The following is a 204-nucleotide window of genomic DNA, read 5'->3' on the forward strand; positions in this document are numbered from 1 at the left end:
AACGGAACAGGCTGTTACACGCTGGTTAACTTCGATGTCATCGTGAACCCATTACCAGTAGTCACCCCAGTAGACGATTACACCCACTGTGAGTTAAACACCGATGGCGTATACGAAAGCTTTGACTTTACAACCATGACCCCTGCCATATTAAACGGACAAGACCCCGCAATTTTCACGGTAACCTACCATGAAACACAAGCC

The 204-nt window shown here is 47.1% G+C and carries 1 protein-coding gene; it reads left to right on the forward strand.

The features are described 5' to 3' along the window. Window positions 1–204, forward strand: a 204-nt coding sequence (locus ACVC08_RS00535; RefSeq protein WP_452600562.1) for a hypothetical protein, incomplete at both ends; no start/stop codon positions are given.

The organism is Pontimicrobium sp. MEBiC06410, assembly GCF_053601615.1.